Raw genomic sequence first — 13,281 nt, forward strand, 5'->3', positions numbered from 1 at the left:
TGCGACACATCACCCTAATGAATTGATACTATTGATTCAATACGACACAAGAATCCCCGCCGTGGCCAGCAAAGCCAGACAGTCCAGAGCCCGCCGGTAGATTGTGAGCGCTTCCTCGATATGCCGCGCGCCTGCCTTTCCAGAGCCCGATGCATTCAGGCTGGCCTCCATCACCACCTCGCCGTGATAACGCCGCGGACCGGCCAGCGCCAAGTCCAGTGCCCCGGCCATTGCCGCCTCTGGCCACCCGGCATTCGGAGAGCGATGCAAACCTGAATCCCGCAACGCAGTTCCTGCAGCCCGCCGCATTGCGTCCTTGCCCTTGACCAGAGCCGCTCCGGCAGCAATCAGCATGGCCGACAGCCGTGCTGCCGGCCAGTTGGCCAGGTCATCGAGCTTTGCCGCCGCGCGCCCGAAATCGGTGTAGCGCTCATTGAGATGTCCGATCATCGAATCCGCGGTGTTGAGCATCTTGTAGGCCAGCAGACCCGGCAGCCCGAAAACCGCATACCACAGAGCTGGCGCGACGATGCCGTCGGAAAAATTCTCCGCCAGACTTTCGATCGACGCCCGGCACACTGCTGACTGATCCAGCGCCTCCGGGTCGCGCCCGACAATCATCGACACTGCCTTGCGCCCGCCTTCCAGCCCGTTTTCGCGCAAGCCGGTTGCGACCGCCAAGACGTGGTCAGCCAGACTTTTCTGCGCCAGGAAGACAGCCACTACTGCAATCTCGAGTACTGTGCCAACCACGCCCAACCCCGCAAACAAGCGCGCAAGGGCCCAGCCGCAGAGTGCTGCGGCCAGCAGAAGGCCTGCAACGGCGATCTTTCCCTTTCTGCGGCGGGTGGAACCGGCATCGGCCGGCTTGTTCAATCGCTTTTCGGCAAAGCTGATAACATGTCCGAAAAGCACCACCGGGTGGCTGAACCGGCGCCACAGCCAGTCTGGATCCCCGACAACGCGGTCCACAACCAGGGCAGCCAGCAGAACCGCCAGATGATCCATCAGGATGGCTGGCTCACAAGCCGCAAGGTTTCGCGGAGCCTGACTGCCGAAAGTTCATCCGGAACCAGACCGATCCGGATAAATGACGGGCTGTGGTCGAAGCTGCGTACCAGGATCTTGTGGCTGGCGAGTTGGTCGGCCACAGTTGCACCATCCCCCACCTTGCAGCAGAAAAACAGCTCGCTTTCACCCACGATCGACACCCGCGCCATGCTCAACGCCGAGCGCGTCATCGCATGCGCCTTCTCGATCTTGTTGCGCAACTCGTTGACCAGATCACGACGGGAGAACGCATGCTCCGCCACTGCCAGCGCTGGACCGGATACCGCCCATGGCCCAAGCCGGTCTTTGAGGATGCTGGCCAGCCGCGGTTCCGCAAAGACAAAGCCCAGTCGCAACCCCGCCAGCCCGAAGAATTTTCCGAACGAGCGCATGACAACGAGATTGGGCTCCATTCCGGCTGCCCCGGCCATCGACAGGTCCTGCCGCATGTCGGCAAATGCCTCGTCGACGACGACCAGCCGGTGGCGCTGCGCCCGGACAAAGCCAAAGATGTCATCGCGCGGCGTCTCCCGCCCATCCGGATTGTTCGGGTTTGCCAGCACCGCCACGCCGGCCCGCGTTCCGGCCGCCGCCTCGAGCGTGGCGACCGGGTCAATCGCCACATCCATGCGCTGATAGGCCCGCTGGTACTCGCCATAGGTCGGCGAGACAATTGCCACCTCCGACGCGTTGGGCGTCAGGTAGGGCAGCAACTGGATGGCCGACTGGGTGCCCGGCACCGCGACCGGCACCACCGATCCGCCATAATGCCGCTTCGCCAGCTCGCAAACCCTTTGCACCTCGCTCTGCTCGGGAAGCCTGCGCCAGATACTCGCCGGAAACTCCGGCAGCGGCAGGGTGAAGGGGCTGATCCCTGTCGACAGGTCGAGCCATTCCGAGGCATTCCCGCCATGACGCGCGATGGCCTCGGAAAGCGCGCCGCCATGGGCAATCGGAGCATTTGCCTGATGGGTCATAGTTCTAGTCTATCCGGTCAATCACATGCATGAAGGAGCCTGAAACGTTGCCGCGCCGCAGCCCGGCGCTGCCCTGATCCGCGCCCAGCGCATCGCGCGCGTTGAACAGGTGCCCGTCCGCTGCCCCTTCCGAGACAACGCGGGCATAGTGGAACTCGTGCGCTGACAGCTCCATATCCCAGAAGAACTCCGGTGTCGGCGTCAGCCGCCGATAGCCCAGGTGTCGCTTGGGATCGGCAAAACTGGTGACAAGCGGCAACGCGCCGAGCATCTCGTGGCGCGCGCCCTGGGCGTCGATCAGCCCTTCCCCGAGCGCCATGTAGCCGCCGCACTCGCCATACACCGGGATGCCACGGTCAATCGCCGCCTTCATGCCGGCCTTGAACTGACTGGCTGCGGCCAGGCTGCCTGCATGAAGTTCGGGATAGCCTCCTGGCAGGATCACCGCATCGCAATCCGCCGCCGGGGCTTCATCAGCGAGCGGAGAGAAGAACGACAGCTCCGCACCGCGGCGCTGCCAGCCCAGCAACATGTGCTCGTAGAAAAAGGCGAAGGCCACATCGCGTGCCACGGCGATTTTCTGGCCGGGCGGCGACAGCCGCGGAATATTGGCCGGCGCCGGGTTGGTGGCGGCACGCTTCGCCTGCTTGAGCAGCATATCCAGATCGATCCGGCTTTCCATCAGGTCAGCCGCGTCGTCGATCAGTTGAGCGAGCTTTTCGTTTTCACCGGCCTGCACAAGGCCGAGATGCCGCTGCGGCAACACCAGCTTGTCGTTTTGCGGAAGCGATCCGAGCACGTCCACGCGGGCCTTCTCAAGCGCCTGGCGCAACATGCCGTCATGCCGCGTACTTGCGACATGGTTGAGAATGACTGCCGGCACCAGCACATCGGGATGGAAATTTGCAAATCCCCGCGCCAGCGCCGCCACGGAATGCGACATGCCGGTGCAGTCGATCACCAGGATCACCGGCAACCCCAAAAGGCCTGCCAGGTCGCCGGCTGAACCGGAACCGTCCGCTGCTCCGTCGAACAGCCCCATCATCGCCTCGATGAACAGCATCCGCCCGCCTTGCGCTTGCAACGAGGCATTGGCGAGCAGCAGGTCGCTGCGCATCGCCCAGGGATCGTAGTTCAGGCAGGTCTGGCCGCTGGCTGCTGCATGGAACGCCGGGTCGATGTAGTCCGGTCCCGCCTTCCCCGGCGCCAGCGCCACGCCCCGGCGCTTGAGCGCGCGGAGCAAACCGAGTGTTATAGTCGTCTTGCCGGACCCCGACCGGGGCGCTGCAATCATAAGACCTGTCATGCACTGTCTTTCTGCGCATTCGCGCGATTTCCGAGAGGATCTGCGGTCAACACCCTGCCGGCTGCTGCCCCCATCCAGTCCAGGGCCGGGCGAAGCCGCACCACCTGCCCGACCACGACAATGGCCGGAGGCTGCAACCCGGATGACGCCACATCCTGCGCGGCCCTTGAAAGCGTGGTCTCCAGCACGTGCTGCGATTGTGTCGATGCATCGGTAACAAATGCCATCGGCTCATCCGCATCGCGGCCGGCCGCCATCAGACTCGAGGTGATCGCCGAGATGTGTTTCATCGCCATGTACATGATGATGACCTGGCTGCCGCGTGCCACGCCATCCCAGTCGATGCGGTCCGGCACGACGCCGGATGAATCATACCCGGTCAGGAATGTCACGGTATGGTTGGTGTCGCGATGCGTTGCCGGAATTCCGGCATAGGCCAGCCCGCCGATTCCCGCAGTGATTCCCGGCACCACCCGGAACGGAACCTTGTGTTCGACCAGCGTCAGCGCTTCCTCGCCGCCACGGCCGAAGACAAACGGATCTCCGCCCTTGAGTCGGAGCACGCGCTTGCCTTCACGCGCCAGCTCCACCAGCCTCAGCGAGATATCGCGCTGTTTGGCCGACGGCTTGCCGCCACGTTTGCCGGCATACTCAAGCGCTGCACCGGTTCGCGCGAGCTTGAGGCAATCAGCATTGACCAGCGCGTCATGCACGATGACATCGGCTTGCGAAAGCGCGTTTGCGGCGTGCAGCGTCAACAGCCCGGGATCACCCGGACCGGCACCAACCAGCCAGACTTCACCCGGTCTCATCTGCGGCAGATCTCGTTGCCAGTCAGCCATGCTATTCCGTTCACGCGAGCAGGGGATTCCTGCACAACACCATGGGTTACACCCGTACCAATCACATTCTATAACGGCAACAGGCAAGACACGACAGAGAACTGCGACATGGCCACGGGCGAAAACGAAATCCGGGTGGAAAAACCCGCCACGGCCCTGCGCCGCGGCTGGACCACCGGCGCCTGCGCGACTGCCGCAACCCGGGCTGCGTTGACCGCACTGCTCACCGGCGAATTTCCAGACCCGGTCCAAATCACGCTGCCCAAGGGCGAGACCCCGAGCTTCGCCCTTGCCCGCGAAACCCTTGCGAAAGACCGTGCCATGGCGGGCATCGTCAAGGATGCCGGCGACGACCCGGACGTCACCCACGGCGCGCTGGTCATGGCCCGCGTGCGGCGCCTGCCGGATGGTGCCGGCATCGTCTTCAAGGCGGGCGCGGGTGTCGGCACCGTCACCAAGGCCGGGCTGCCGGTCCCGCCGGGTGAAGCCGCCATCAACCCGGTTCCGCGCCGGATGATGATCGAAGTCGTCACAGACTTGTGTGCGGCGCACGCCATCGCACCCGACATCGGGATCGAGATCGCCATCGAGAACGGCGCCGAGTTGGCGCTCAGGACCTGGAACCCGCGGCTCGGTATCATCGGCGGCCTTTCGGTGCTCGGCACCACCGGGGTGGTCCACCCCTATTCCTGCGCCGCCTGGATCCACTCGATCCACCGCGGCATCGATGTCGCCCGTGCCGAAGGTCTGCCGCACGTGCTCGGCGCCACCGGTTCCACTTCGGAGAAGACCGCGCAAGGTATTTACGGCTTGCCGGACATCGCCTGCCTCGACATGGGCGATTTCGCCGGAGGGCTGCTCAAATACCTCCGCGTCCACCCGGTTCCGCGGCTGACCATCGCAGGCGGATTTGCCAAGCTGACCAAGCTCGCGCAGGGCGCGCTCGACCTGCATTCCGGCCGCAGCCAGGTCGACATGACATGGCTCGCAGCACAGGTCGAAGCGCTGGGGGCAACGGCCGAGATGAAGCAACGGATTCTAAGTGCCAACACCGCGCTGGAAGTGCTTGAATTGACTCAGGATCGCGATTTTGACCTGCCGATGAAGATCGCTGGACAGGCGCGCGCCGTGGCCCTTGAGACCCTGCGTGGCGCGCCGGTCGACGTCGATGTGATGGTCACCGATCGTGCCGGAAAGCTGCTCGCCCATGCCCGGTAATGCCGTGCCGCCAGAAACCATCCTCATCCTTGGCGGAACCCGCGAGGCCGCGGATCTGGCCACGGATCTCGTTGCAGCCAATCCCAGAGCCCGGATCATCACCTCGCTGGCAGGCCGCACAAGGGAACCGGCTCCGCTGGCGGGCGAGGTCCGCACCGGCGGCTTCGGCGGCGTTGACGGCCTGGTGCATTACTTGCATGAAACCGGAGTAACCCGTCTGATCGACGCCACCCACCCCTTCGCCCGCCAGATCAGCGCCAACGCTGTCAAGGCGGCAAGGCTGGCCGGTGTCCCCTTGGATATCCGAACCCGCAAGCCATGGGAGAGGCAGCCGGGCGACAGCTGGATCGAAGTCGAAACGCTTGAAGCCGCTCGTGACGCCATCCCACCCCGCGCCCGCGTGCTGCTCACGCTCGGCTCTCAGCACATCGGCCTGTTCGCCAACCGCGAAGACGTCCATTTCGTCGTCCGCATGATCGACCCTCCCGAGACAATTCTTGCGCTGCCGGACCATGCCCTGGTGCTTGGCCGCCCGGCAGACACCGCAGCGGCGGAAACCATGTTGCTGATCGCCCATCGGATCACCCACATCGTCTGCCGCAACTCAGGCGGCCAGGCCGCCTACGCCAAGATCGAGGCCGCGCGGCAGCTGGGCTTGCCGGTGATCATGGTTGGAAGAAAGGATTGAAGCGACGATCGCAATGAAGCGCTTGCCTGAAGTTTGAATGTGCTGACAGAATGGAAGCAAATCGGGAGAGACACCCATGGGCCGTGAGACTGTCAATTCCATCTGCGCGACATTACCCGGCGCGGAAGTCTCCGACCCGTGGGGTGGGGGCCACGATGCCTGGAAGATCGGCGGCAAGATGTTCGCCTCCATCGGGGCGGTGACGCAGGGCGTCTCCGTGAAGACTGACAGTGTGGAAACTGCAACCATGCTCATCGAAATGGGCGTCGGGACCAAGGCGCCGTATTTTCATCGTTCCTGGGTGCAGCTTGACTGGGACATGGAGCCGGATGAATTGCGCCAGCGGCTGACCCAATCCTACCGACTGGTCCGCTCGGCCTTGCCGAAGAAGACCCAGGCCGGGCTGCCGGAATTCTCCGAAGACTGAGCGTCAGACCAGCTTCGCCTTGTTCTTTTTCCCGGCATTCCTGAGCACATGCGAGTACTCGGCATTGTAAAGATCGCTGTCGCGGAAATTGTTCTCGCCGAACACCTTGCCGACCAGAATGAGCGCCGTACGGGTGATCTTGTGCTTGCGCACCTCTTCTTTCATCCCTTCCAGCGTGGTGCGGATGAAGAGCTCGTCCGGCCAGGTGGCGCGGTAGGCGATGACTACCGGGCAATCGGCGCCGTAATAGGGCTCCAGCGAGCGGCGAACGTAATCTAGATTGCGGATCGACAGATGGATCGCCAGCGTCGCCCGCGATTGGCCTAGAATCTCCAGCTGTTCGAATTCCGGCATTGACGACGCCTTCATGCCGGTACGGGTGATGATCACCGTTTGGGCGATTTCCGGCAGCGTCAGCTCGGTGGCAAGTTTCGCAGCGGCACCGGCAAAGGCCGGCACGCCCGGCACCACTTCGTAGTCGATCCCGAGCGCATCGAGCCTGCGCATCTGTTCGGCCACCGCGCCATAGATTGCCGGGTCGCCCGAATGCACCCGCGCCACGTCCTGCCCGGCCTCATGCGCCGCCTTCATGTCGGCAATGATCTCGTCGAGATGCATCGGCGCCGTGTCCTTGACCAGCGCATTTTCCGGCGCCGCATGCACGATCTCTTCCGGCACCAGAGATCCTGCATAGAGGCACACCGGGCAGCGCTCGATCAGCTTCAGCCCCCGCACGGTGATAAGGTCCGGCGCGCCCGGACCGGCGCCGATGAAATAGACGGTCATGCTGCGTCTCCTGAAATCTGCGCACCGGTATCGGTCATTGCCGTGCCTTCCTTCCGCGCATAACCGCGCGGTGTGTAGACCCAGGTCTTGCCGTCGCCGGTCGTCACAATGGAAGAATTGGAGGAACCGACCACAACAACGGTCAGCATGTCGACATCGTCGGCTTTGAGCGCGCCGAGCGGCACGATGCGGATCAGCTCGCCCTCGCGGCCCAGATTGGTGGCAAGGATCACCGGCGTCGAAGCCGGGCGATGTTCGAGCAGCTTGTCGCGGGCCCAGGCCAGCTGTGTCCGGCGCTTCTTCGACACCGGGTTGTAGAATGCGATGACGAAATCGCCCTCGCCCGCCGCCGTCACCCGGCGCTTGATATCTTCCCACGGCGTCAACAGATCCGACAGCGAGATGGTGCAGAAATCATGCCCCAGCGGAGCCCCGGCGCGTGCGGCCGCAGCCTGCAGCGCCGAGATACCCGGCGAGACCGCGATCTCGATCCGCCGCGCCGCCGCCGTCAGCCCTTCCGGCCCGTCAGCCTTGTCGAGCAGTTCGAACACCAGCGTCGCCATCGCATAGATGCCGGCGTCCCCCGAACAGACCAGCGCCACAGACTTGCCTTCAGCCGCCAGTTCCATGGCATGGCGCACCCGCGCCTCTTCCTTGCCGAGGTCGAAATCATGTCGCGTCTTGCCTTTGGCCAGTGGTCCGAGCAGATCGAGATAGAGCGAATAGCCCACCAGATCGGTCGAAGCAGAAACCATCTGCGACACTTCCGGAGAGCGCCAGCCGTCCGATCCCGGCCCGATGCCAACCACCATCAGCCTGCCCCGCGCCCTGCCCGGCAGGTTGGCATTTGAGAAAGGCTCCGTTGCCTGGGCGATGGCGCAGGTTGCCCGCTTGCTCTTGCGCTTCTCGGCTACCAACTCGCCCGCTGCGCCGACTGCTGCAAGTGCCGCCCCTTCGGCCACACCATGGCAGCCAACTTCGGCAAAGACGATGTCGGACGGGTTCTTGAGACGCGGTGTTTCGGCCTCCAGCGTTGCCGCATCGAAGAACCGCGCAGGACAACCAAAATGGTGCGCCACATGATGCACCGCAGCCTCGTCCGCTTTCACGTCAATCGAGGCTACCAGCCCGACTGACGCGGGCGTGAGCCCGGCTTCGGCCAGGCTCTCCAGTGCCAGCGCCAGCACTTCCTCGCAGCCCGCACCGCGCTCGCAGCCGATGCCCAGAACAAGGTTCTTCGGGCGATAGAGCAAACCGCCCGCGGGTGTCGCGTCCGCACAGTTGGAGACCATAAGCGGTATCTGGCCATCTGCGAAAAGCGGGAGTGCGCTTTCACCCAGCCAGTCCGCCTCGCCTTCAAGCCGCGTCGAAGCACCTGCCACCAGGTCTGCCATCACCTGCTTGGCGTCAGCGGGATTGGCGAGCACCCAGCCTTCCGGCGGCTGATCCAGCGCGATCCCGAATCTGAGATCGCCGGCTGTGGTAATAGCGGCAAAGCCTTCGATGGCAGCAGCGATGTCCCGCGCCAGATCATTGGCCCCGTGATGACCACCCAGCAGCGGAACCACGGCCGAACCATCTTCCGCGACTGACAGGACCGGCGGCTCGTTGAGCTTGTCCTGAAGCTGCGGCGCCAGCAGGCGGATCACCGCGCCCGACGCCGTCAGTGCCACGATCGGCCGCCCGGTATTGAACAACACACCCAAATGTTTACCTGTGTCCGTAAAGGTTGCGTCAACGGTTTGGGTGATACGCCGGGACAGTCCATGCACTTCGCCACCGATGGCTTCGGCAATACGCCGGGCCATCGGCAAGGCGGCTTCCGACAGGATGACGATAGCGGGAGATGTGGTCATGTTTTGCTCCCGGGCAACGATTGGATCCAGTCCTCGCCGCCCTTGTAGATCAGGATCATGGAAAAATACGGGGCGGTTTCTTCCGCCACCTCGGCAAGCGGCATCAGCCGCTCGGTGCCAAGCGACACCCGTTCTGCATAAACTGCATGAGGTAGCAGATTCATCTTCGCAATCAGCGCACGCAAACGCTTGAAATGCCTGCCGATTTTAATGATTGCTAATGCATCTGCGGCGTTGAATCGTTTTGTGAGCTCATCATCACAAAGCGGACCTGGCACGACGCTGAGCACATCGTTGCGTGCAGCCAGCGGACGCCCGGCCGCGCTCGCCGCCGCCATCATCGACGACACCCCCGGAACCACCTCGGTGGGATAATCCGCTGCCAGCCGCTCAAACACATACATGAACGATCCGTAGAAGAAGGGATCGCCTTCGCACAGCACCGCCACGTCGCGGCCTGCATCCAGATGCGCAGCGATTTCGGTTGACGCCTTGTCATAGACATCGCGCGCAGGAAATCTCTCGGTCCGCATCGGCACGACGATCGGCACCTCGATCTGCCCGTCAGTCAGATGGGGCGCCGCAATCGAGCGCGCAAAGCTCGGCCCCGTGTCCGGAGCCGGCCAGGCGATCACCGTCACCCGCTGCAGGATCCGGTGCGCCTTCAGCGTGATGAGCTCCGGGTCGCCCGGACCAAGCCCGAGCCCGTAGAGTGTTCCGCTCATCGATCCAGACCCTTTGTCACCGACCAGATCGTCACCGGCATCATTGGCTTCCAGCCAAGATAGCGGCCGACCGGTTCGGCACGGCTCACCTGCATGCGGATCAGGTCTCCGCCATGCACCGATTGCAACGCGAACAGACGTGCCTCGCCTTCCACCGTCACGGCATTCGCAGCCATCCGGCCGTGCGGCCTTAACGCCTCCCAGCAGGTCTCGAACACGCCCTCATTGGAAATCCCGCCGCCGATGAAAACCGCATCCGGCGCCTTGAGATCGGCAAGCGCATCCGGCGCGGTTCCGGCAACGATATCGAGACCTGGCGCGCCGAGAGTCATCGCATTGTGTGCCGCCATCGTCCGGCGCGCCTCGCTAGCTTCAATGGCAATGGCCCGGGCTCCGCGCGCAGCCCGAATCCATTCGATCCCGATCGAGCCGCAGCCCGCACCGACATCCCACAGCAGGCCACCGGGCACCGGCCCGAGCCGCGCCAGCGTCACCGCTCGCACCTCTCGCTTGGTCAGTTGCCCGTCATGCTCGAAAGCGTCATCCGGCAGCCCGGGGACCGATGGCAGCAGCACCGCTCCCGGCTGCGCCTCGCAGGCAATCGCCAGCGTGTTGAAATCGGCAAGAGGAGGTTTTTCGGCGGCAATCCTGTCAGCCCGCATCACCCGCAGGCGTTCGTCCGGCCCGCCCATATGCTCAAGCACATGCATTTCCGAGCGGCCATAGCCGCGGGCGCTCAGGATCTGCGCTGCCTCGATCACCGTCTGCCCGCCTGAGGTCAGCGCGATGATCCTCGCGCCGGGTTGCACATGCGAGGCAAGCCCATGCACCGACCGCCCATGCAGCGAGATCATCGCCACATCCTGCAGCGCCCAGCCGAGCCGTGCCGCAGCCAGCGAAAACGCTGAAGGCGCTGGAACCACGCGCATCTCGGAGGCTTCCACCTGGCGCATCAAGGTGGCGCCGACGCCAAAAAACATCGGGTCTCCGGTCGCAAGAATGGTCACCGGTGTGCCGCGCCGCGCCATCACCAGGGCGATGGTTTCCTTGATACCGAAGGTCCAGGCAATGGTTTCGCGTGTCCCGCAGTCTGTTCGGACCAGCACCCGTTCCGGTGCGATGATCGTCTCTGCCGCATCAAACAGCGTGCGCGCTGCCGGCGTCAGGCTGTCGAGCCCGTTGTCGCCGATACCGATTATGGTGAGCCAGGGCGCTTTGGTCCCCGAACTGCTAGCCATGTCCTTCGAGCCCCCCGGCCAGCGCATTGACGGCGGAGCTTGCCAGCGCGCTGCCGCCGCGCCGACCTTTTACCGCCAGGAATTCGACGCCACGCGGATCAGCCGTAAGCGCTTCCTTGCTTTCAACCGCACCGACAAAGCCCACCGGCACACCGATGATGGCAGCCGGTCGTGGCGCGCCCGCATCGATCAGCTCCAGCAGCCGGAACAGCGCCGTCGGCGCATTTCCGATGGCAATCACCGCGCCCTCCATGCGCTCAGCCCAGAGATCAACCTGCGCCGCAGACCGGGTGGTCTGGTCTCGCGCAGCGATCTCGCGCACCCGCGGATCATTGAGCAGGCAGGCCACCTCGTTGCCCGCAGGCATCAGCCGCGAAATCACACCATGCCGCACCATCTCCACATCGCACAGCACCGGCGCACCGGCCTCAAGCGCCGCTCTGGCAGCGAGTGCGAAACCCGGCGAAACCACGATGTCATCGGCCAGATCAACCATGCCGCAGGCATGGATCATCCGCACCACCACCGAACGGGTCCCCGCATCAAAGCGCGCAAGATCCGCCTCCGCCTGAATGATGGCAAAGGACTTCCGGTAGATTTCCGCCGGGTCAAGAATGGGCGCAAAGGCGCTCATGCCTCAGCTCTTCTTCTTTTCCATCGACCGCGGCCCGTGCGGATGGTCGGCATGCGGATAGGGATGGTGATGATGGTCATGCGAATGGCCATGATCATGAGAATGATCGTGACCGTGCCCATGGTCATGCAGGTGTCCGTGGCTGTGCCCATGGTCATGTCCATGGCTGTGCCCGTGCGCATGACCATGGGTACGGCCGTGACCGTGGGAGTGGTCATGCACCGGCTCGAGCGGAGCCGGGCTCGCGTGGCTGTGCACCGGCGTCCAGGGCAGGCCATGCTGCTTGCAGAATTCCTCATCCCGGCACGAGGCATCGCAATCACCGTTGCAGGGACAATCCTCGAGCCCGCCGCCGATGCCTTCGACATGGTGGTGATGGCTTTCCTGCGGCAGCCCGACTTCGGCCTCGAAACCGAGCACCTGTTCGCGGTACTTGCACATCTGGCAGTTCATCAGCGCCTGCCCATCCATGATCTCCTGCACCCGGTCCTGGAAGGTGTCGAGCACCAGCGGATGGTCGCTGAGATAGGACGCCTTGATGAACTGGATCTCCGGATGGTTTGCAGCCACCGCATCGGTCTCCGAGTAGATCCGCTTGACCAGCACGCCTGTGAACAGGAAGTAGGGGAACACGATAATGCGCTTGTAGCCGAGCTTGGCCGCGTGGCTCAGCCCCGGACCGACCAGCGGAAAGGTGACGCCGGAATAGCAGGTTTCGGCCCAGCCGAAGCCAAATCCTTCCCACAGCATCCGCATCACCTTGGCCGCGTTGGAATTGGCGTCGGGATCGGAGGAGCCGCGGCCGACCACCATCAAGAGCGTGTCATGGATCGCAACCTCGCCGTGCTCCCTGTTCGCCGTGTCGAGCGCCGCCTGGATCCGTTCGCCGGCGGCGCGGATCATCTTCAGGTCGATGCCCAGTTCCCGGCCGTAGCTGATCACAATTCCGGGATTTTGCGCCTGATATGTGTTGAGCACCGAAGGAATGTCATTCTTGGCGTGCCCGGCGGCAAACAGCATGCCCGGCACCGCAAGGACCCGGGTGACGCCCTTGGCGCGAAGCCGGTCGAGACCTTCGGCAATTACCGGGTTGCAGAATTCTAGGTAGCCATATTCGACATGAGTGTCCGGATACCTTGCCTTCAGCCCCTCCGCCACGGTGGCGAATTCTCGGGCTGCGTTCTGGTTGCGGCTGCCATGGCCGCACACCATGATACCCGTCGTTTCCGGAATCAGAGGCTTGTTCACGGCTCAGGCCTCCGAAGCTTCGGGCTGCTTGCCGTCGTCGGCCTGGTCCGAAGTCTTCTTGGCCGTAGCCTTGCCCTTGCTGCCGCGCTTGAGTGCCCAGGCCGCGACCGCGCCGGCTGCCGCTGCGGCCGCCCAGCCGACCCAGTGCGAATGGCCGGCCAGATCACCCACATGCCCGCCATGGGCAAATGCGGCACCAGCGCCAACAACAGAGAAAACAGCAGAAACAGCAAGAATGCGCATGGGGACCTCCGGACAACGTGACAAAGCAAGCACGAAACGCCGG

At 63.9% G+C, this 13,281-nt stretch carries 14 protein-coding genes; 3 read left to right on the forward strand and 11 right to left on the reverse strand.

Annotated elements, in window-relative coordinates:
* Nucleotides 1-36 precede the first annotated feature (36 nt).
* Genes cbiB through cobA form a run of 4 tightly spaced genes read right to left on the reverse strand, consistent with a single transcriptional unit; the run spans nt 37 to nt 4,175 of the window.
* Nucleotides 37-1,008 carry an adenosylcobinamide-phosphate synthase CbiB gene (gene cbiB / locus CRO46_RS03445; protein ID WP_097105102.1) on the reverse strand — a complete coding sequence of 324 codons (972 nt, stop codon included), beginning with the start codon at nt 1,006-1,008 and terminating at the stop codon, nt 37-39.
* The gene (cobD, locus tag CRO46_RS03450; protein ID WP_097105103.1) at nt 1,008-2,027 is read right to left on the reverse strand and encodes a threonine-phosphate decarboxylase CobD; all 1,020 of its coding nucleotides are present in this window, start codon (nt 2,025-2,027) and stop codon (nt 1,008-1,010) included. Before cobD ends, cbiB begins: the two co-directional genes overlap by 1 nt.
* A 4-nt stretch (nt 2,028-2,031) precedes the next feature.
* The gene (locus CRO46_RS03455; RefSeq protein ID WP_097105105.1) at nt 2,032-3,333 is read right to left on the reverse strand and encodes a cobyrinic acid a,c-diamide synthase CobB; all 1,302 of its coding nucleotides are present in this window, start codon (nt 3,331-3,333) and stop codon (nt 2,032-2,034) included.
* Nucleotides 3,330-4,175 carry a uroporphyrinogen-III C-methyltransferase gene (gene cobA, locus CRO46_RS03460; RefSeq protein WP_097105107.1) on the reverse strand — a complete coding sequence of 282 codons (846 nt, stop codon included), beginning with the start codon at nt 4,173-4,175 and terminating at the stop codon, nt 3,330-3,332. The genes CRO46_RS03455 and cobA overlap by 4 nt, the downstream gene beginning before the upstream one ends.
* A gap of 108 nt (nt 4,176-4,283) precedes the next feature.
* On the opposite strand from cobA, the gene CRO46_RS03465 reads away from it, so the two are divergent.
* The 3 genes from CRO46_RS03465 to CRO46_RS03475 all read left to right on the forward strand — a co-directional run bounded on the left by CRO46_RS03465 (nt 4,284) and on the right by CRO46_RS03475 (nt 6,508).
* Complete coding sequence (locus CRO46_RS03465) at nt 4,284-5,393, forward strand: cobalt-precorrin-5B (C(1))-methyltransferase (protein ID WP_097105108.1); 1,110 nt, start codon at nt 4,284-4,286, stop codon at nt 5,391-5,393.
* Nucleotides 5,383-6,081 (forward strand): cobalt-precorrin-6A reductase, encoded by a 699-nt coding sequence (locus CRO46_RS03470; RefSeq protein ID WP_097105110.1) that lies wholly within the window; start codon nt 5,383-5,385, stop codon nt 6,079-6,081. Before CRO46_RS03465 ends, CRO46_RS03470 begins: the two co-directional genes overlap by 11 nt.
* Before the next feature lie 76 nt (nt 6,082-6,157).
* Nucleotides 6,158-6,508 (forward strand): MmcQ/YjbR family DNA-binding protein, encoded by a 351-nt coding sequence (locus CRO46_RS03475; protein WP_097105112.1) that lies wholly within the window; start codon nt 6,158-6,160, stop codon nt 6,506-6,508.
* 3 nt (nt 6,509-6,511) lie between these two features.
* Here CRO46_RS03475 and cobM read toward each other — a convergent pair whose 3' ends face one another.
* Genes cobM through CRO46_RS03510 form a run of 7 tightly spaced genes read right to left on the reverse strand, consistent with a single transcriptional unit; the run spans nt 6,512 to nt 13,238 of the window.
* Nucleotides 6,512-7,294: a precorrin-4 C(11)-methyltransferase gene (gene cobM, locus CRO46_RS03480; protein WP_097105113.1), complete on the reverse strand. Its 783-nt coding sequence runs from the start codon at nt 7,292-7,294 to the stop codon at nt 6,512-6,514.
* Nucleotides 7,291-9,150 (reverse strand): precorrin-3B C(17)-methyltransferase, encoded by a 1,860-nt coding sequence (gene cobJ, locus CRO46_RS03485; RefSeq protein ID WP_097105115.1) that lies wholly within the window; start codon nt 9,148-9,150, stop codon nt 7,291-7,293. The genes cobM and cobJ overlap by 4 nt, the downstream gene beginning before the upstream one ends.
* Nucleotides 9,147-9,875, reverse strand: coding sequence for a precorrin-2 C(20)-methyltransferase (gene cobI, locus CRO46_RS03490; protein WP_097105116.1), 729 nt, complete (start codon nt 9,873-9,875; stop codon nt 9,147-9,149). The genes cobJ and cobI overlap by 4 nt, the downstream gene beginning before the upstream one ends.
* Complete coding sequence (gene cbiE, locus CRO46_RS03495; protein WP_097106464.1) at nt 9,872-11,113, reverse strand: precorrin-6y C5,15-methyltransferase (decarboxylating) subunit CbiE; 1,242 nt, start codon at nt 11,111-11,113, stop codon at nt 9,872-9,874. The genes cobI and cbiE overlap by 4 nt, the downstream gene beginning before the upstream one ends.
* Complete coding sequence (locus CRO46_RS03500; protein WP_097105118.1) at nt 11,106-11,747, reverse strand: precorrin-8X methylmutase; 642 nt, start codon at nt 11,745-11,747, stop codon at nt 11,106-11,108. Before CRO46_RS03500 ends, cbiE begins: the two co-directional genes overlap by 8 nt.
* A 3-nt stretch (nt 11,748-11,750) precedes the next feature.
* Nucleotides 11,751-12,959 carry a sirohydrochlorin chelatase gene (locus CRO46_RS03505; RefSeq protein WP_244577801.1) on the reverse strand — a complete coding sequence of 403 codons (1,209 nt, stop codon included), beginning with the start codon at nt 12,957-12,959 and terminating at the stop codon, nt 11,751-11,753.
* A 39-nt stretch (nt 12,960-12,998) separates the two neighbouring features.
* On the reverse strand, nt 12,999-13,238 hold the full coding sequence (locus CRO46_RS03510; protein ID WP_097105119.1) for a DUF6732 family protein: 240 nt from the start codon (nt 13,236-13,238) through the stop codon (nt 12,999-13,001).
* Nucleotides 13,239-13,281 lie beyond the last annotated feature (43 nt).

Origin of the sequence: Parahoeflea halophila, assembly GCF_900220985.1 — a bacterium.
Taxonomy (GTDB): Bacteria; Pseudomonadota; Alphaproteobacteria; order Rhizobiales; family Rhizobiaceae; genus Hoeflea; species Hoeflea halophila.